This window comes from Mycobacterium neumannii (genome assembly GCF_002245615.1).
GTDB lineage: Bacteria > Actinomycetota > Actinomycetes > Mycobacteriales > Mycobacteriaceae > Mycobacterium > Mycobacterium neumannii_A.
Genome location: NZ_NKCO01000004.1, coordinates 111319 through 126664, shown reverse-complemented (window position 1 = coordinate 126664; position 15346 = coordinate 111319). Strand labels below are relative to the sequence as shown.

Sequence of the window (15346 nt, the reverse complement as noted above, 5' to 3'; positions counted from 1 at the left end):
TAGGACGGTGGTATCCGAGTCGTGGCCGTTCGGTCAACGTGACGGCAATATCTGCCAGGCGACGCTTGGTCAGCTCCCATCGACGGTGTCGATGTGGGCGCGCACCAGCGCCGGATAACGGTCGCGGTCGGGACGGAAGATGTCGTGCGGCGAGTCGGCGAACACGTGTAGCGACGCCTTGGGGAACACCTCCCGATAGCGGTCCCAGGCGGCGTCGGAAATCAGCGGGCTGTTCGCGCTACGCACCACCAACAGCGGCGGCTGCCACTGCGCCAACGACTCCCAGAACGACTGCTTGCGGGCGGCGCGGAAGATCGCCTCCCCGGCGGCCCGGTTCAGCCGTTCGTGCACCGGAGTGCCACGCCACCGCCCGTCCAGCAGGAAGGTGGAGACCTCTTCGGGAAGCGTGATCTCCTCGGGCACGTAGTCGCCGATCGAGATCGAGCGGACCCGCCCGCGATGCGCGAGCGCCCAGGTCAGCGCGTAGGGGGTGCCCCGGGAGAACGTCATCAGGTGGACGGGACCGTGGGTGACCGCGTCGATCACCGCGCCGACGTCAGCGCCGAGAACCGTTGAGTCGTAACCACTTTCGGGTGCATTGCTGCGTCCGTGTCCGCGTACGTCGACGACCACCGTCCGTCGGCCGAACAGTGACAGCACCTCGACGTAGTCGTCGGCGACGTCGGTGAAGCCGGGTACGAAGACGACAGGCGCTCCGCGGTCGGGCCCTCCGGAGTCGAGGTAGTGCAGACGAGCGCCCGCATTGGTTGTGAACCGTGATTCGACCATCACCACCACCATGCCCGGTCGTCGCTCCCGGCGCGGGCCAAACGCCTGCGAAGCGTCGGCGAGAGGAGCACGCTGGTAGCTGGAAGGTGATCTGTATGTACGACAAAGTTCAAGACAACGCCTGGCGCATCGACATCGAGTTCAACGAGGACGAGACGCACACTCACGCGACGGTGTGCGCCACACGCGACGACGGCGAGACGGTGACCGCCCAGGGCGATGCCTACCGCAACCCGAAGGATTCGGTGCAGCCGCTGGTCGGGGAGGAGATCGCCGCGGCCAGAGGGTTGATTGCGCTGGGTGCCGAACTGCTGCAGCGCGCGTCGTCGCGGATCGAGCAGACCACGCATCAGCCGGTCCACCTCGTTCACTGACCTACCGGGCGGCGGTCAGCCCTCCGGCGGGGCGGACGCCGCGACACTGACCGTCGGATCCTTGGACGCGTTCTTCATCTGGTAGAAGAGGTCGACGTAATACGGCAGGCACTCGGCCATCGCCTGGTCGGTGGTGAACAGCGGCCGGTATCCCAGGTCTCGTTCGGCCTTGGCGATCGAAAAGTAGTTGTCGAGGTAAAGGCGTTCCACCCCAAGGGGTTCGATCATCGGTTTGGGTATTCCGAACCGGAAGTGCAACCACTGCCATGCGGTCATGGCGAACCACACCAACCGGCCCGGCACGCGGATCTTCGGGTAGCGCTCGCCGCACGCCTCGACGACGGGCCTCGAGAACTCGAACATGTTGATCGGGTCGCCGTCGTTGATGAAGTACGCCTGCCCGGGAGCGGTGCCGCCCGGGACGAGGTGCTGAGCGGCGAGGATGAAACCGTGAATCAGGTTGTGCACGTAGGAATTGTCGAGCTTGACGTTCTTGCCGCCGACGAGAACCTTGACGTGCCCGGCCAGCACGCTCTCGAACACCTTGCGGAACATGGTCTGATCTCCGCGACCCCAGATACCGCTGGGGCGGATCGAGCAGGTGAGCAGGCCGTCGACTCCGTTGGCGGCCAGCACGAACTTCTCCGCGGCGACCTTGGTCTCGGTGTAAAGGTCGTTGAATCGCTCTGTGTAGGGCAGGGTCTCGTCGCCGCCGGAGATGCGTTTGCCACCCATCACGACGCTGTTCGACGCGGTGTAGACGAAGCGCTTGGCGCCGGCGGAGCGGGCGGCGCGCACGAGGGTTTCGGTGCCGGTGACGTTGATCGCGAAGCTGCGCTTGCGGTACTCGTCGGTGACCGACGCGCCGCCCATCAGATCGATGATCGCCGCGGTGTGGAACACGGTGTCGATGCCGGCGACCGCGGCCGCGACCTGGTCGGGGTCGCAGATGTCGCCTTCGACGGCCTCGAGGCCCGGTTGCGCAGGAAGCGGCGACGGGGCCCGGTCGAAGGAGCGGACCTCGTGTCCGCGCTTGAGCAGTTCGGTCACCAGGTTGGCGCCGACGAATCCCGAGCCTCCCGTGACGAGGACCCGGCCCAGTTCGGTGGTCAGCGTTGAGTCACCCATGGCGAGCAGACTAACTGAAACGTGTTACAGTTTCGACCCCTCAGAGAAGAAAACGTTGCGCTGTCAACTTTCGTCGCCGTCTTTGGCGGCCAGCGCCTCCTCGATGCGCTTGCGGGCGCCAGCTAAGTGCTCTTCACAGCGTTTAGCCAGCTCCTCACCGCGTTCCCACAGTTTTAGCGACGTATCCAGATCGAGGCCGCCCTGCTCGAGTTGCTGGACGACCGCGACGAGTTCTTCGCGTGCTTCCTCGTATCCCAATTCACTAATGGGCTTCATCTTCTGCCCCTTCCGGCCCCTCGCTGATCGCGGTGATCGCCCCGTCTGCCACCCTGACCCGCAACCGCACACCGCTGGCGGCGTCCACGGCGGTGCGCAGCACCTGGGCGTCCGGCATCGTCTGCACCACCGCGTAGCCGCGCGCCAGGGTCGCCGCAGGGCCCAGTGTGCTCAGCCGGGCCGACAGATGTCCGATGCGATCGGTCTCGGTGGCCACCATCCGGGTGACGTCGCGGCGTGCGGTCGTGCGCACACGGTCGACCTCGTCGGCGCGCGCGGTGATCGCCGCCAGCGGCTGCGCCAGCACCGGCCTGCTGCGCAACTGATCAAGGGCGTGCTGCTCGCGGTGCACCCAGTTGCGCAGCGCGCGGCCACCTCGACGGCACAGATCGGTGATGTAGGCCTGTTCGGCGGCGGCGTCGGGAACGATGCGCTTGGCGGCGTCGGTCGGTGTCGCGGCGCGCAGATCGGCGACCAGGTCGCAGAGCGGGTTGTCGGGTTCGTGTCCGATCGCGCTGACCACCGGTGTGGTGCACTTGGCGATCTCGCGGCACAGCGTCTCGTCGTAGAAGGGCAGCAGGTCTTCGACGCTGCCACCGCCGCGGGCGATGACGATCACGTCGACGTCGGGGTCGGCGTCGAGCCCCCGCAGCGCCTGGACCACCTGCGGGACCGTGTTGGGGCCCTGCACGGCGGTGTTGCGGACCGCGAACCGCACGGCGGGCCAGCGGCCGGTGGCCACCGAGATCACGTCGTGTTCGGCATGGCTGCCGCGGCTGGTGATCAGCCCGATCGTGTTCGGCAGGAACGGAATCGGCCGCTTGAGCCGCGGGTCGAAGAGTCCCTCGGCGTGCAACAGCTGGCGCAGGCGTTCGATACGCGCCAACAGCTCGCCCACGCCCACCGCGCGAATCTGGTTGACCCGCAATGAGAACGAGCCCCGACCGACGAAGAAGTTCGGCCGTCCCAGCATGACGACCCGGGTGCCCTCGGTGAGTTTGACCGGCGCGTTGAGCACCAGCTCGCGTGGGCAGGTGATCGACAACGACATGTCGACCGACGGGTCGCGCAGCGTGATGTAGGCGGTGCTGGAGTTCGGCCGCGTCGAGAGCTGGGCGACCTGCCCCTCGACCCAGACCGTGCCCAGCCGTTCGATCCAGTCCTTGATCTTCATCGACACGGAGCGGACCGGAAACGGGTTCTCCGGTGACTGGCCCTGCTCGGCGTCGGTCATCTACCCGGCGTTGGGGTGGTCACTTGGCCGACGCGCGGGTGATCCTGTTGGCGAGCAGCGTCTGGAACGGCGCGCGGCCCTTGGTGGCCTCCTCGTAGGCCAGCAGCGCCTCCAGGTCGGCCACGCGCAGCGTGTTCAGCCGCGCGCGCAGCTGCGCCAGCGTCAGCGACTCGTAGTCGAGTTCGGTGACGATCTCGGGGGCCTCACCGATCGCCAGGTCGGTAGCTTCGCCGTTTTCCTCGCTGCCGTCTTGTTCGGACGGCGACTGCGGCTCACCGTTGCTGAACAGCGCAAAACGGCCTTCGGTCATGCGTTCGCCGTCGCTCGAGGCGGCCGAACTCGGCGCCTCGGAAGCGTCGTCGTCTTCGTCGAAGGTGGCCCACTCGGGCTGCTCGTCCTTGGGCGGGAAGATCGTCTCCAGCGTCTCGTCACCCTTGTTGACCAGGTCGGCGACGTCTTGCTGGACCTTCATCACCAGGTGCGCGAGGCTACTGACGACGGTCATCGGGTACATCAGGATGGTCTGGGGCAGCTTGCGGGTTTCCTCGATGGCGGTTACCGCCGCGCCAACCAGCAGACGGACCCCATACGGTGCGGTTGCCATGGTCACAGACTACGGGCGGCTTCTCGGCTGGTCCGAACGGCCTTGGAACGGCACTGTGCGTACCCTGGTAGCCATGCCGCCGACAATCAACATGGGGATTCCGGGCGCCTCGAGCTCGGTCGCCGGTGGCGTGACCGGGAAACGCGTACTGCTGGCCGAACCTCGCGGGTACTGCGCGGGGGTGGATCGCGCCGTCGAGACCGTCGAGCGTGCGCTGGAGAAGCACGGCGCCCCGGTGTACGTGCGCCACGAGATCGTGCACAACCGCCACGTCGTCGAGACGTTGGCCAAGGCCGGGGCCGTCTTCGTCGACGAGACCGACGAGGTGCCCGAGGGTGCGATCGTGGTGTTCTCCGCGCACGGCGTGGCCCCGACCGTGCACCAGACCGCCAAAGAGCGCGACCTCAAGGTGATTGACGCGACCTGCCCGCTGGTCACCAAGGTCCACAACGAGGCCAAGCGATTCGCCAGGGACGACTACGACATCCTGCTGATCGGCCACGAGGGCCACGAGGAGGTCATCGGGACCGCCGGCGAGGCGCCCGACCACGTCCAGCTCGTCGACGGACCGGATTCGGTCGACAACGTCACCGTTCGCGACGAGAGCAAGGTCATCTGGCTGTCGCAGACCACGCTGAGCGTCGACGAGACGATGGAGACCGTGCGCCGGCTGCGCCAGAAGTTCCCGACCCTGCAGGACCCACCCAGCGACGACATCTGTTACGCCACCCAGAATCGCCAGGTCGCCGTCAAGGCGATGGCCCCGGAGTGCGAGTTGGTGATCGTCGTCGGCTCGCGGAACTCGTCGAACTCGGTGCGCCTGGTCGAGGTGGCCTTGGGTGCCGGTTCCGACGCAGCGCACCTGGTCGACTACGCCGACGACATCGACCCCGCGTGGCTCGACGGCGTGACGACGGTCGGCATCACGTCCGGCGCGTCGGTGCCGGAGATCCTGGTCCGCGGCGTCCTGGAGCGGCTGGCCGAGTACGGCTACGACATGGTGCAGCCGGTGACGACGGCCAACGAGACACTCGTGTTCGCGTTGCCTCGGGAGATCCGCCCCGCCCGCGCGTGACGCTCGTCGAGCGCGCCCGAGGCTAGATGTCGTACTCCCAGGAATCGGCCTCCGAGCCGCGGGGAGCGCGGCGGCGGGTGCGGTACTCCGCGCGGTCGTCGGCTTCCTCGCCGCGGTAGCGCACCCGGGAGATCGGATGGTGGGTCCCGTTGCCTGACCCGTTGTTGCTGCCGTTTCGGCCGTGCGGCTCACGAGGCTGGTAGTCGTCGAAGCGACGGCGGCGCTCGGGCCGGTCCGCGGTCCGGTCCTGACTTCTGCGGTCGTAGCCGGCGCGGCGTTCGGACGGCGGAGGACCCGGCTGACGCGGGTTCGACGTGCGCGGTCTGCGCCGGGGCTCGGGCCCGGGCGGCGGCTCGGCGTGCCTGCCGGAGCGAGCGCGTCGAGGACGTTCGGTGATCGGCTCGATGATCTCGGTGGCAGGAGGGCGCACATGGCGGGACCGCGACGTCGTGCTGCGCCGGGCAGGCCGGCCGCTGCGATCGGCGGCCGCCCTGCTGGTTCGCGACGACGTACGGTCCGCGCGGGCGGTCCGGCTCGCGGTGTCGGGGCGCTTGCGGCGCGGCCGGGGGGCAACCTCGTCGTCCTCGTCACGGGGCGTGCGGGCGAACAGCGGCGAGATCTTGGCCGCCGCTGCCGTGACCGCTGCCGTGACGGCCGCGGCCAATGCGGGCTTTTTCGCCTCGCTGTCCTCGGAGGTGGCCGGAGATGTGCGGCGTGTTGACATCCCGATGTACCAGCGGCACAAACCGATCAGCAGCACGGCCGCCGACGTGAAGAACATCAGCGGGAAGCGCTCGATCAGCGGATAGCCGCAATTGATCGCCAGGTCCTTCACCCCGGTGAACTGGCCGCCGGTGAACAGGAAGTAGGCGCCCGGCACGCTGACGAACAACAGCAGCGGCGGCTGGATGACGGCGGTGAACACGGCTTGCTGGCGGACCGCCAGCACGGCCGCGAGGCAGCCGAGGACGTAGAACGCCGCGAACACGGAGCTGAGTTCTCGGCTGCCCGATCCGGCGTCGAACGCGAACCCGACCGTCGTCAGGGTGACCGCGATCAGCACGCCGCCCCACCCGGGCACACCGGGAAAGTTGGGATGCGCGGAGCGGTGGTCGGCGCCGACGGCCGACCGCGCGCGCTGTGCTGACACAGGTAGACCGTACCGGCTCTGGCTCCGTGTGGCTGTCAGCGCGGTTCTGGCGTGCCCGTCACGGTCTCCTAGACTCTGGACCCTGTGAGCTTGAACCTGGGAATCGTCGGCCTGCCGAACGTCGGGAAATCGACGCTGTTCAACGCGTTGACGCGCAACGACGTCCTCGCGGCCAACTACCCGTTCGCCACGATCGAACCCAACGAGGGTGTCGTTCCGCTGCCCGATCCGCGACTGGCCGAGCTCGCCAAGATGTTCGGGTCGGAAAAGATCGTTCATGCGCCGGTCACCTTCGTTGATATCGCCGGGATCGTCAAGGGCGCCTCCGAAGGCGCCGGGCTGGGCAACAAGTTCCTCGCCAACATCCGCGAGAGCGACGCGATCTGCCAGGTGGTGCGCGTGTTCAGCGACGACGATGTGGCGCATGTCGACGGCCGCATCGATCCGAAGTCCGACATCGAGGTCATCGAGACCGAGTTGATCCTGGCGGATATGCAGACGCTGGAGAAGGCGCTACCGCGGCTGGAAAAGGAGGCCAGGACGCACAAGGAACGCCGGCCCGCTTATGAGGCCGCCGTGGCTGCGCAGGAAGTCCTCAACGAAGGAACCACGTTGTTCGCCGCCGGGACCGACGTCGCGCCGCTGCGGGAGCTCAATCTGCTGACCACCAAACCGTTCCTGTACGTGTTCAACGCCGACGAGGCCGTGCTGACCGACGAGGAGCGCAAGGCGGAGCTACGCGAACTGGTCGCACCCGCCGACGCGGTCTTCCTGGACGCGAAGATCGAGGCCGAGCTGCAGGAGCTCGACGACGAGTCGGCCGCCGAGCTGTTGGAGTCGATTGGCCAGACCGAGCGGGGGCTGGATGCGTTGGCGCGGGCCGGTTTTCACACGCTGAAGTTGCAGACGTTTTTGACCGCCGGCCCGAAAGAGGCCCGCGCGTGGACGATTCACCAGGGCGATACCGCGCCGAAGGCGGCAGGCGTGATCCACACCGACTTCGAGAAGGGCTTCATCAAAGCCGAAATCGTCTCCTACGACGACCTGATCGAGGCCGGATCGATGGCCGCGGCCAAGGCCGCAGGCAAGGTGCGGATGGAAGGCAAGGACTACGTGATGGCCGACGGTGACGTGGTCGAGTTCCGGTTCAACGTTTAGAGCACTGCCGCTACGCACCGGGTACGCGTCGAGCGGCGACGCCGAGATCAGTGAGTAGGCGGCGGACGCGCTCTTCGATGTCGTCACGGATCGGTCGAACGGCGTCGACCGACTGGCCTGCAGGATCGGGCAACTCCCAAATCTCGTAACGCTTTCCCGGGAAGACAGGACAGGTGTCGCCGCAGCCCATGGTGACGACGACATCGGCGGCTTGGACGATCTCGTCGGTCCAGGGCTTGGGGAACTCGTTGGTGATGTCGATGCCGACTTCTGCCATGGCCTCGATTGCGGAGGGGTTGATCTCATCAGCTGGTTCGGACCCGCCGGACCAGCCAACGGCATCATCCCCGGCCATGTGGGTGAAGTAACCCAGCGCCATCTGGGACCGTCCGGCGTTGTGGGTGCACAGGAACAACACGGACGGCTTGCCGTCGGCCCCCTTTCCCGTCATCGCGCGCTCCGATCGGACGTGCCGGGTATCGGGGTCAAGTCGTCGGTGAAGCGGCGGCGAAGGGCGAGTGAGACGTAGACGAGGGCGACGAGAACGGGTACTTCGATGAGCGGGCCGACGACTCCGGCGAGTGCCTGACCCGACGTGGCGCCGTAGGTGGCGATGCCGACGGCGATGGCGAGTTCGAAGTTATTGCCCGCAGCGGTGAACGCGAGGGTGGTGGTGCGCTGGTAGCCCAACCCGAGCAGGGCTCCGAGGAGGTAACCGCCGCCCCACATCACGGCGAAGTAGACGAGCAGTGGCAAGGCGATGCGGACGACGTCGAGGGGTCGGTTCGTGATCTGTTCGCCTTGCAACGCAAAAAGAATCACGATGGTGAACAACAGGCCGTACAGCGCGCAAGGGCCGACCTTGGGCAGGAACGTGGATTCGTACCAGGCGCGGCCCTTGGCCCGCTCTCCGAGCCGCCGGGACAGGTATCCCGCGAGCAGTGGAATGCCTAGGAAGATCAACACGGACTTGGCGATCTCCCAGGGCGAGGTGCTGATCGTCGCCTGTTCCAGGCCGAGCCAGCCGGGTAGCAGGGACAGGTAGAACCAGCCGAGGACCGCGAACATGACGACCTGGAAAATCGAGTTGAGCGCGACCAGGACGGCGGCGGCTTCGCGGTCGCCACAGGCGAGGTCATTCCAGATGATCACCATGGCAATGCATCTCGCGAGACCCACGATGATCAGGCCGGTGCGGTATTCGGGCAGGTCGGGCAGCAGCAGCCAGGCCAGTGCGAACATCAGCGCTGGGCCCAGCACCCAATTGAGTACCAACGAGCTGATGAGCAACTTGCGGTCGGCGGCGACGGTGTCGAGTCGGTCGTATCGGACCTTTGCCAGCACCGGATACATCATGATCAGCAAGCCGAGCGCGATCGGCAACGAGATGCCATCGATCTCAACGTGATTCAAGGCAGTGTTCAGACCTGGAACGAGTCGTCCGAGAAACAGGCCAGCGGCCATCGCGATACCGATCCACACCGGCAGGAAGCGGTCGAGCAGCGACAACTTCTCAACAACGGCGGGATGCGTGTCCGCGGCGACGGGACCCATCACGCCGGTGCCGCCGTTGCCGCCTCGTCGGCGACCGTGCTCAGTAGCGACGAGAGGGTCATCAAAGTCTCAGTACGGACGGAGTAGTACACCCAGGACCCACGACGCTCGGAGGCGAGAAGCCCGGCGTCTTTGAGGACCTTGAGGTGATGAGAGATTGTCGGTTGGGTGACGTCGAAGTCGCCGGAAATGTCGCAGACGCAAGCCTCTCCACCGGCGTGACTGGCGACCAGACTGAACAGGCGCAGACGCACTGGGTCGGACAGGGCCTTGAGTTTGGCTGCGATGTCAGCAGCGGCAGCCATCGACAACGGTTCGCGAATCACGGGAGCGTAGGCGCAGGCCATCCCATCGTTCAGCGGGTGACGTGACTTAGACACTCATCGATATTGACAGATATCGATCCAGGGCACAAACGAACTTCGAGTGAACCGGAGCCGTCCCTCAGATTTTCCGGGTGAGGGTGAGCTGGCGGGAGTGGAAGTCGAAGTGCCGCCCCGGGTATCGGTAGAGATCCTCCAACGTCATGTAGTCGCTGAAGAACGGGTCCCACCGAGTCGGGAAGTGCATACCTCGGCCGAAGGCGCGGTCGGGTTCGTGGGCCATCCGCAATTGGAGCGAGCTCATCACGCGGTCGAGCTTTGCGCCCATTCGACGGCGGTTGTACACACGGGCGGCGGCGCGCGACCCGTAGTAATTGATCAGGTGGAAGGGGCGGGTCGATGCGTTGAGGATGCGGGCGAACGCGGCGCTCACCCCGCTCGGAAGCCGGCCGAAGATCGCTATCAGCAGCAGTAGCCGTTGAACGACCATGTACCCGAACACCATGTGGAACAACAACTCTTCGTTGGTCCATCGGGTGCCGTCGGTCGGCCTTGTCCAGTCCGAGGGTTCCGCACTGTCGAGCAGTCGGTGGAAGTCGATGCGAGCACGTTCGAGGTCGGCGATGATCGCGGCTCGATCGACGCTCTTACCGCCAGCCTCCATACTTCGATGATGCGCCCGCCGCGATCAGATCTCCACGAGGTCGCGGCGGGCGCATCGCATCTAGCAGCAGGAAGACGTTGCCGCCACGGTGTCATCGCTGTCAGCAGCCGTACCGCCGCAGCAGACGTCGCCCTCAGCGTGACCGTCACCGGGGTGCTGCGGGCTGGTGCCGAAGGTGTCGGAGTCCTCGAGCACCGTGTACACCTCCCACTTCTCGCCCGCCGGGCCCGTCACCCAGACCTTGTCCTGCTTGGCGAAACAACAGGTGGTGCCGATCTCTTCGTCCGTGAACAGCCCTTCGTCGGTCAGGCGGGCGATTTCGGCGTGGACGGTCTCGCTCGTCGCAACCTCGACTCCGAGGTGGTTGATCGTGCCGCCCTTGCCGGGATTCTCCAGCAGGACCAGCTTCAGCGGTGGTTCCGCGACGGCGAAGTTCGCATAGCCCTCCTTGATTTTGGCGGGCGGAGTGTTGAACAGCTTCGAGTAAAAGGTGATTGCTTCGTCGAGGTCGTCGACGTTTAGGGCGAGCTGAACGCGGGACATGATGTTCCTCCATACTTGTGAGACATATATCGAAGTAGCCGGCTGCCCACCACCCTCCTCACCTTTTTGATATATGTCAAGACCCGTGGCAGACTTGCTTCATGCCCAAGTCGTTGCCCGTGATCGATATGTCCGCGCCGGTGTGCTGTGCGCCGGTTGCCGCCGGTCCGATGAGTGACGACGACGCGCTCCATGTCGCGCTTCGACTCAAGGCGCTCGCTGACCCGGCCAGGGTGAAGATCATGTCGATGTTGTTCAGTTCGTCGGCGGGCGAGCAGAACAGCGGCGAACTTGCGACGGCACTTGGGTTGACCGAATCGACTGTGAGCCATCACCTGACCCAGCTTCGACGCGCTGGGCTGGTCGAATCCGACCGGCGCGGAATGAACGTGTACCACCGGCCGCACCGCGATGCGCTCGGTGCGTTATGCGCCGTCTTGGACCCAAACTGCTGCACGTAGTCTCGCCGGGGTCGTAGCGGCGAGGCGTTACATTCGAGGTATGACTGACGACTGGCGCGTCGACCGGGTTGAGGAGATTCGGTCACTGATCAAGCAAGCCGAGCCCGACGTCGTCGAGGAGATCAAATGGCGCAAGCCATCGAATCCCGATGGTGTGCCTGCGTTCTCGTTGGACGGCCTCATCTGCACGCTGGAGATGTATAAAGGCAAGGTCAAGGTGAATTTCGCCAAGGGCTCGTCCATCGACGACCCCGATGAACTCTTCAACGCGAGTCTGCAGGCACCCGTCGGGCGGTCGATCGATCTACGCGAAGACGACGAACTGGACCCAGAGGCGTTCAAGGCGCTGATCAACCGAGCCGTCGAGGTCAACCGCAGCAACAAGGCGTCGAAGCGCCGCAAGTGAGGATCGCCGACCGGCTTCCCCGCGGCGAAGGCAACGTGACGGTCCGGCGGCTGCGACACGGCGACGCGCACGCCTTCGCGGCGGGCACCGACGACGACGCGGTGCGACGGTTCGCACATCTACCGCTGCGGGAGTACTCGGCAGAGATCGTGCGCGAGCAGATCGACGGCGTCATCGCACGCGGTCTGGCCGACGACACGCTCGCCGTGCTGGCCATCGCGGACGCGTGGTCCGACGGCTTCCTCGGCAGCATTGTGCTTTTCGACATCCACGAATTCGATGCAGAGGTCGGGTTCTGGTTGGCTCCGCAGGGGCGCGGTCGCGGCGCGGCCCGTCAGGGTCTGTCGGCAGTTGTTGGTCTGGCCACCGAAGCCGGATTGACGCGGTTGACGGCACGGACCGCTCCGAAGAACGACGGATCTCGTCGGGTATTGGAAGGCGTCGGCTTCGTGCTGGCGGACGGTCCCCGGGACGAGGTCACGCCATCTGGAGAAGCGATGACCGTCGTGACATATGAGTACTACACTCCGTAGTACACAATGGCGGGAGGTCGCGATGCGGTGGCGCGGGGTCAGTCACGTGGAGTTTGCGGTGCTGGACTACGACGACTCGATCGCCTTCTACGACGCGTTGTTCGGCTGGCTCGGATACAGCAGCTTCTCGTCGATGGACATGGAGTACCAGTCGATCTACTACATGACGCGCTACGTCAACCCGCACAGCTACATCGGCATACAACCTGCCCGCACCGGCGCGAAGCTGACCCACGCCGACCAGTCCGTCGGCATCAACCACATCGCCCTGTGGGCGCGTAGCCGCAAAGAAGTCGATCGCTTCCACCGCGAGTTCCTGGTCGCGCGCGATGTCCCGGTCACCGATCCACCGAGGGAGTATCCGCAGTACTGGCCCGGCTACTACGCGGTCTTCTTCGACGATCCGATCAACGGCATCCACTGGGAGTTGGCGTGGGTGCCGAAAGTGCCGACGCCCCGGCATGTTTGGTCGTTCTACCGAGCGTTGCGGGTATTCGCCAAAGCCAGGCCGGACCTGGCGGCCACCGTGGCGGGCGTCACGTGGCAGGCGCGAAGGACCCTGCCGCGCCAGTAGACCGAAGTCAGGGGAGGGCTACCCGCACCGAGCCGTCACACGCCTGGACTGTAGGGCTGGCGACGCGCACCGAGCCGTCGCACAAGCGCGATTGCGGATGGCTTGGGCGCACCGAACGGTCATTGGGGGCAGCGACATCGGAGTATTCGATCCTCAACTCCGGATGCGGTGACGGGGTCGCATGGGCGGCACCCGCGGTGAGTGCTGCGGCGAGGGCCGCACCGCCCAACAGCGTCGCCCCGATCATCGACTTCATCGCGCCGTGTGTGTTCATGTCTGCCTGGTTCCTTTTCTCGAGGCTTCGCGTCGTATCGCGTCGCCAGTGCGATGAGTAGAAGGGGCCGGACGCGCTACCGATCCCAAGAATTGCGAGCGCCGAATCGGGTTCAATGTTGGTGATGACACGCACGGATAGCGCATCGCGGGTGGTCAAGGCGCCGTTGAGCCGCGTCTTCGAGGCGCTCGTCGACCCTGAGGCGCTGGTCCAGTGGCTGCCGCCGTCGGGGATGACCGGCCGATTCGAACACTTCGACCCCCAGCCTGGTGGTTCCTACCGAATGGTCCTGACATACAGCGACCCGCCCGCGCAGGGCGGCAAAAGCAACGCCGACGCCGATGTCGTCGAGGGACGCTTCGTTGAGATAGAGCCCGACGAACGCGTCGTTCAAACCGTCGAATTCGCATCTGCCGACGCGATTTTCGGCGGAACGATGACGATGACGTGGTCGGTGACGAGGGTCGACGGCGGCACCCGGGTCGAACTGCGCGCGGACGACGTGCCGGTCGGGATCTCGGCCGCCGACCACGCGGACGGAATGAATTCTTCGCTGCAGAACCTCGCGGACTACCTCGCCAGGCGACAGGCCGTGTTTCGCGCCGAGTGATCGGCCCACCAAGCGATGCACGCCCGATGCATTGTGAGATCTCGCCGGCATCAGGTTTGAACGCTTTCTTCTGCGTGAACACTTGCTCCCGAGCTAGGGGGGTGGGCTTGGAGTCCATGGGTCGTCTAGCTCCAACACAAAAAAGGAGCAACACAATGCATAAATCACTGGCGGTTGGCGCCGTGACTCTCGGTCTGCTGTTCGGCGGCGCTGGTGTCGCCAATGCGACTGATCTGACCGTGCCCGCAACGACCACCACGACGGTCGCGCAGGAAGTCGAGCACGAGCAGGAAAGCGACAACACCGGTCTGTGGGGGCTTGCGGGGCTCCTGGGCCTGCTGGGCTTGCTCGGACTGAAGAAGCGCAGGGACGCCGACTACCCGGCCGTTCGCAACACCGGTACGACGAACCCGCCGCCGCCGCGGGCGTAGTACCTCACTCGATCTACAAGCCCCCGCCAGGCCCGCCCTGGCGGGGGCTTCTCGAGTACTGATAGGGCAGAATCGCGCACGTGACGCAGCCGCCGCACCGCCCGGGTCCGCCTGACTGGCGGGGCCGTGGCTCGCCGCCACCGCACCCGTCACAGCGGCGACCGCCGCCCCGGCCGCCGGAGCCGCCCCGGCAACCGGCCCCGCCACCGCAAGAGCGGCCGACCGAGCAACTCCGCACCCCAAGGGGGCCGGCGAGCGCCGGTCCGACACAACGCTTTCCGCGACCACCGTCACCGGCCGACGTGCAGCCGACCCAGCAGATCCATCGACGAGAACCGATCCCACCGCCGCCACCACCAACGTTCGGGGCGCCGGGCGGCGACGAGAAGCCGCGCCGCAGACACGGTTTCAACAAAACGTCGATCGTGCTGGTCGCGGTCATCGTGCTGGCCCTGCTGGCGGGTGGCCTGGCCGCCGGCGAGCTCTATGCGCGGCAGCGCGCGGACAACATCTTGACCGAGGTCGCCGAGTGCGTGACCGAAGACGGCGTCAAGATTTCCTTCGGAGTGAACCCCCCGTTCCTGTGGCAGCACATGACAGGGCATTACACCAACATCTCGGTCACCACCGACGGAAACCGGGTGCAGAGCGCCGACGGTATGACCGCGCAGGTCACCCTCGCCGATGTGCGGTTGCAGGACACCGGAGATTCCAAGGGCACCATCGGGTCGCTCGACGCGACGCTGAGCTGGAAGTCGGCCGGTATCAAGGACACCGTTGCCGCGAACCTGCCCGGCGTCGGCAATCTGGTCACGGGCGTGCGTACCGACCCCGCGGCGGGGACGGTGATCCTGGAGGCCGGCGACAACAGTGTCAGCGCCAAACCCGTCGTCACCGACGGTGACCTCAACCTCCAGGTCCTCGACGTCACCGGGCCGCTGCCCAAGGACGCTGTGCAGACCGCGCTCAACGACCTGACCAAGAAGCTCAACGAGAACTACCCGCTCGGGATCCAAGCCGACAGCGTCAGGGTCACCGACTCCGGCGTGGTCGGCACATTCTCGAGTCGAGACGCCGCCATCCCCAAGGAGGACGCCAACCCCTGCTTCGCGCGCCTTTAGCGCTATCTCGCAGGAAGCCGGAGGCAACTACATAGGGGTAGGTGCAATGATGGTTGCCTCGGGG

Annotated in this window: 20 protein-coding genes and 2 pseudogenes; 10 read left to right on the top strand and 12 right to left on the bottom strand. The window is 66.0% G+C overall.

The window, feature by feature from the left end; all coding sequences use genetic code 11:
* Nucleotides 1-69: 69 nt before the first annotated feature.
* On the bottom strand, nucleotides 70-789 hold the full coding sequence (locus CEX88_RS07165; RefSeq protein ID WP_094293102.1) for an alpha/beta fold hydrolase: 720 nt from the start codon (nucleotides 787-789) through the stop codon (nucleotides 70-72).
* 95 nt (nucleotides 790-884) lie between these two features.
* On the opposite strand from CEX88_RS07165, the gene CEX88_RS07160 reads away from it, so the two are divergent.
* Nucleotides 885-1163: a dsRBD fold-containing protein gene (locus CEX88_RS07160; protein ID WP_064395004.1), complete on the top strand. Its 279-nt coding sequence runs from the start codon at nucleotides 885-887 to the stop codon at nucleotides 1161-1163.
* A 15-nt stretch (nucleotides 1164-1178) separates the two neighbouring features.
* On the opposite strand, the gene CEX88_RS07155 is transcribed toward CEX88_RS07160, so the two are convergent.
* From CEX88_RS07155 to CEX88_RS07140, 4 genes are all read right to left on the bottom strand, one after another.
* Nucleotides 1179-2291, bottom strand: coding sequence for a 3-beta-hydroxysteroid dehydrogenase (locus CEX88_RS07155; protein WP_094292945.1), 1113 nt, complete (start codon nucleotides 2289-2291; stop codon nucleotides 1179-1181).
* 63 nt (nucleotides 2292-2354) lie between these two features.
* Entirely contained in the window at nucleotides 2355-2567 is a 213-nt protein-coding gene (locus tag CEX88_RS07150; protein WP_066807947.1) for an exodeoxyribonuclease VII small subunit, read from the bottom strand.
* On the bottom strand, nucleotides 2554-3801 hold the full coding sequence (gene xseA / locus CEX88_RS07145) for an exodeoxyribonuclease VII large subunit (RefSeq protein ID WP_094292944.1): 1248 nt from the start codon (nucleotides 3799-3801) through the stop codon (nucleotides 2554-2556). The genes CEX88_RS07150 and xseA overlap by 14 nt, the downstream gene beginning before the upstream one ends.
* 19 nt (nucleotides 3802-3820) lie before the next feature.
* Nucleotides 3821-4405, bottom strand: coding sequence for a lipid droplet-associated protein (locus CEX88_RS07140; RefSeq protein ID WP_066847356.1), 585 nt, complete (start codon nucleotides 4403-4405; stop codon nucleotides 3821-3823).
* Nucleotides 4406-4478: 73 nt separating this feature from the next.
* On the opposite strand from CEX88_RS07140, the gene CEX88_RS07135 reads away from it, so the two are divergent.
* Complete coding sequence (locus tag CEX88_RS07135; RefSeq protein ID WP_094293101.1) at nucleotides 4479-5480, top strand: 4-hydroxy-3-methylbut-2-enyl diphosphate reductase; 1002 nt, start codon at nucleotides 4479-4481, stop codon at nucleotides 5478-5480.
* A gap of 22 nt (nucleotides 5481-5502) precedes the next feature.
* On the opposite strand, the gene CEX88_RS07130 is transcribed toward CEX88_RS07135, so the two are convergent.
* Nucleotides 5503-6630, bottom strand: coding sequence for a DUF6542 domain-containing protein (locus CEX88_RS07130; RefSeq protein WP_094292943.1), 1128 nt, complete (start codon nucleotides 6628-6630; stop codon nucleotides 5503-5505).
* An 84-nt stretch (nucleotides 6631-6714) separates the two neighbouring features.
* Between CEX88_RS07130 and ychF the strand changes: the two genes are divergently transcribed.
* Nucleotides 6715-7788: a redox-regulated ATPase YchF gene (gene ychF, locus CEX88_RS07125; RefSeq protein WP_094292942.1), complete on the top strand. Its 1074-nt coding sequence runs from the start codon at nucleotides 6715-6717 to the stop codon at nucleotides 7786-7788.
* A 10-nt stretch (nucleotides 7789-7798) separates the two neighbouring features.
* On the opposite strand, the pseudogene CEX88_RS07120 reads toward ychF, so the two are convergent.
* From CEX88_RS07120 to CEX88_RS07100, 5 genes and pseudogenes are all read right to left on the bottom strand, one after another.
* Nucleotides 7799-8233 (bottom strand): annotated as a pseudogene (locus CEX88_RS07120) (arsenate reductase ArsC); the annotation flags it as partial.
* A 55-nt stretch (nucleotides 8234-8288) separates the two neighbouring features.
* Nucleotides 8289-9342, bottom strand: a pseudogene (gene arsB / locus CEX88_RS07115) (ACR3 family arsenite efflux transporter); the annotation flags it as partial.
* Entirely contained in the window at nucleotides 9342-9689 is a 348-nt protein-coding gene (locus CEX88_RS07110; protein WP_094292939.1) for an ArsR/SmtB family transcription factor, read from the bottom strand. The pseudogene arsB and the gene CEX88_RS07110, both read right to left, overlap by 1 nt.
* A gap of 97 nt (nucleotides 9690-9786) precedes the next feature.
* Nucleotides 9787-10329, bottom strand: a complete 543-nt coding sequence (locus tag CEX88_RS07105) for a DinB family protein (RefSeq protein WP_094292938.1) — start codon at nucleotides 10327-10329, stop codon at nucleotides 9787-9789.
* Nucleotides 10330-10389: 60 nt separating this feature from the next.
* Nucleotides 10390-10872 carry an ArsI/CadI family heavy metal resistance metalloenzyme gene (locus CEX88_RS07100; protein ID WP_094292937.1) on the bottom strand — a complete coding sequence of 161 codons (483 nt, stop codon included), beginning with the start codon at nucleotides 10870-10872 and terminating at the stop codon, nucleotides 10390-10392.
* A 101-nt stretch (nucleotides 10873-10973) separates the two neighbouring features.
* Here CEX88_RS07100 and CEX88_RS07095 point away from each other — a divergent pair, with 101 nt between their 5' ends.
* The 4 genes from CEX88_RS07095 to CEX88_RS07080 are packed head-to-tail and all read left to right on the top strand — an operon-like array spanning nucleotide 10974 to nucleotide 12846.
* The gene (locus CEX88_RS07095) at nucleotides 10974-11333 is read left to right on the top strand and encodes an Rv2640c family ArsR-like transcriptional regulator (RefSeq protein WP_094292936.1); all 360 of its coding nucleotides are present in this window, start codon (nucleotides 10974-10976) and stop codon (nucleotides 11331-11333) included.
* Nucleotides 11334-11373: 40 nt separating this feature from the next.
* Complete coding sequence (locus CEX88_RS07090; RefSeq protein WP_066847373.1) at nucleotides 11374-11739, top strand: DUF1801 domain-containing protein; 366 nt, start codon at nucleotides 11374-11376, stop codon at nucleotides 11737-11739.
* A complete protein-coding gene (locus CEX88_RS07085; protein WP_094292935.1) occupies nucleotides 11736-12272 on the top strand; it encodes a GNAT family N-acetyltransferase in 537 nt (178 codons plus the stop codon). Before CEX88_RS07090 ends, CEX88_RS07085 begins: the two co-directional genes overlap by 4 nt.
* 22 nt (nucleotides 12273-12294) lie before the next feature.
* Nucleotides 12295-12846, top strand: a complete 552-nt coding sequence (locus CEX88_RS07080) for a VOC family protein (RefSeq protein WP_094292934.1) — start codon at nucleotides 12295-12297, stop codon at nucleotides 12844-12846.
* A gap of 7 nt (nucleotides 12847-12853) precedes the next feature.
* Here CEX88_RS07080 and CEX88_RS07075 read toward each other — a convergent pair whose 3' ends face one another.
* A complete protein-coding gene (locus CEX88_RS07075) occupies nucleotides 12854-13120 on the bottom strand; it encodes a hypothetical protein (RefSeq protein WP_094292933.1) in 267 nt (88 codons plus the stop codon).
* Nucleotides 13121-13244: 124 nt separating this feature from the next.
* Here CEX88_RS07075 and CEX88_RS07070 point away from each other — a divergent pair, with 124 nt between their 5' ends.
* The 3 genes from CEX88_RS07070 (at nucleotide 13245) to CEX88_RS07060 (ending at nucleotide 15282) form a co-directional block, all read left to right on the top strand.
* The gene (locus tag CEX88_RS07070; protein ID WP_094293100.1) at nucleotides 13245-13730 is read left to right on the top strand and encodes an SRPBCC family protein; all 486 of its coding nucleotides are present in this window, start codon (nucleotides 13245-13247) and stop codon (nucleotides 13728-13730) included.
* A gap of 155 nt (nucleotides 13731-13885) precedes the next feature.
* Entirely contained in the window at nucleotides 13886-14161 is a 276-nt protein-coding gene (locus CEX88_RS07065; protein WP_066807980.1) for a WGxxGxxG family protein, read from the top strand.
* 302 nt (nucleotides 14162-14463) lie between these two features.
* Complete coding sequence (locus CEX88_RS07060) at nucleotides 14464-15282, top strand: LmeA family phospholipid-binding protein (RefSeq protein ID WP_094292932.1); 819 nt, start codon at nucleotides 14464-14466, stop codon at nucleotides 15280-15282.
* Nucleotides 15283-15346 lie beyond the last annotated feature (64 nt).

What these genes read in the sequence shown, in the direction of transcription:
- CEX88_RS07165 (WP_094293102.1), bottom strand. Translation starts at nt 789, where the DNA reads ATGGTCGAATCACGGTTCACAACCAATGCGGGCGCTCGTCTGCACTAC.
- CEX88_RS07160 (WP_064395004.1), top strand. Translation starts at nt 885, where the DNA reads ATGTACGACAAAGTTCAAGACAACGCCTGGCGCATCGACATCGAGTTC.
- CEX88_RS07155 (WP_094292945.1), bottom strand. Translation starts at nt 2,291, where the DNA reads ATGGGTGACTCAACGCTGACCACCGAACTGGGCCGGGTCCTCGTCACG.
- CEX88_RS07150 (WP_066807947.1), bottom strand. Translation starts at nt 2,567, where the DNA reads ATGAAGCCCATTAGTGAATTGGGATACGAGGAAGCACGCGAAGAACTC.
- xseA (WP_094292944.1), bottom strand. Translation starts at nt 3,801, where the DNA reads ATGACCGACGCCGAGCAGGGCCAGTCACCGGAGAACCCGTTTCCGGTC.
- CEX88_RS07140 (WP_066847356.1), bottom strand. Translation starts at nt 4,405, where the DNA reads ATGGCAACCGCACCGTATGGGGTCCGTCTGCTGGTTGGCGCGGCGGTA.
- CEX88_RS07135 (WP_094293101.1), top strand. Translation starts at nt 4,479, where the DNA reads ATGCCGCCGACAATCAACATGGGGATTCCGGGCGCCTCGAGCTCGGTC.
- CEX88_RS07110 (WP_094292939.1), bottom strand. Translation starts at nt 9,689, where the DNA reads ATGGCCTGCGCCTACGCTCCCGTGATTCGCGAACCGTTGTCGATGGCT.
- CEX88_RS07105 (WP_094292938.1), bottom strand. Translation starts at nt 10,329, where the DNA reads ATGGAGGCTGGCGGTAAGAGCGTCGATCGAGCCGCGATCATCGCCGAC.
- CEX88_RS07100 (WP_094292937.1), bottom strand. Translation starts at nt 10,872, where the DNA reads ATGTCCCGCGTTCAGCTCGCCCTAAACGTCGACGACCTCGACGAAGCA.
- CEX88_RS07095 (WP_094292936.1), top strand. Translation starts at nt 10,974, where the DNA reads ATGCCCAAGTCGTTGCCCGTGATCGATATGTCCGCGCCGGTGTGCTGT.
- CEX88_RS07090 (WP_066847373.1), top strand. Translation starts at nt 11,374, where the DNA reads ATGACTGACGACTGGCGCGTCGACCGGGTTGAGGAGATTCGGTCACTG.
- CEX88_RS07080 (WP_094292934.1), top strand. Translation starts at nt 12,295, where the DNA reads ATGCGGTGGCGCGGGGTCAGTCACGTGGAGTTTGCGGTGCTGGACTAC.
- CEX88_RS07075 (WP_094292933.1), bottom strand. Translation starts at nt 13,120, where the DNA reads ATGAACACACACGGCGCGATGAAGTCGATGATCGGGGCGACGCTGTTG.
- CEX88_RS07070 (WP_094293100.1), top strand. Translation starts at nt 13,245, where the DNA reads ATGACACGCACGGATAGCGCATCGCGGGTGGTCAAGGCGCCGTTGAGC.
- CEX88_RS07065 (WP_066807980.1), top strand. Translation starts at nt 13,886, where the DNA reads ATGCATAAATCACTGGCGGTTGGCGCCGTGACTCTCGGTCTGCTGTTC.